This is a genomic window from Massilimicrobiota sp. An142, assembly GCF_002160725.1.
Classification (GTDB): Bacteria; Bacillota_I; Bacilli_A; order Erysipelotrichales; family Coprobacillaceae; genus Allocoprobacillus; species Allocoprobacillus merdigallinarum.
Genome location: NZ_NFLD01000095.1, coordinates 1 through 728 on the forward strand (window position 1 = coordinate 1; position 728 = coordinate 728).

At 34.9% G+C, this 728-nt stretch carries 1 pseudogene; it reads left to right on the forward strand.

From position 1 onward, the window contains the following. Positions 1 to 728, forward strand: a pseudogene (locus B5E87_RS14840) (transposase); the annotation flags it as partial.

Below are 728 nucleotides of genomic sequence, written 5' to 3' on the forward strand. Positions count from 1 at the left end.
GCAAGAATCCTCAATGCAAGAATGAAACTGTTTTCTAAGATAACAGATTCAATCATTCAGATGAACATGGAAAGAGGATTTGACTTTCCATATCATTATTTTTACTGTGCACAGGAGATTGGCTATATAGTACAATATCTTATGGAAACGATGATTAATGATGATATAAAAATGGTATATGGCAGAGGGAAAAGAAAGACAGAAATTCAAAGATGGTATGACCTGTTTCTTGAATATTATACAAAGCTGGATGAATATGAATTCTGGCTTTTTGTCATAGGAAATGATAGAAACAGCTGTTCAAAGACGGATCATGATGCGACAATGTGTGCAACCAAGATAGATTATTACTGCAACACTGGATTAAGCAGACCCTGCTATAACGTACAGATTGGTGTCAGCGATGGCATTATAGTAAATGCAGATCTATTCCAGCGACCAGGAGATACCAAGACATTCATACCATTCATGGAAAGATATAAGGATTTCACAGGAGAGCTGCCACTTTATCCGATGGCAGATGCAGCTTATGGAAGTTACGACAACTATATGTATTGTTTGTCAAATGGAATGAATCTCTACATGAAATATTCAATGTATGCCAAAAAAAATGAAAAGGAATTCAGGAATAAAAAATTCAACACATTGAACTGGGAAAAAGATGGAAAAGGAAATAGGATATGTCCAAACGGTCATGTATTTGATCAGAATATAGGAGATATTTATGA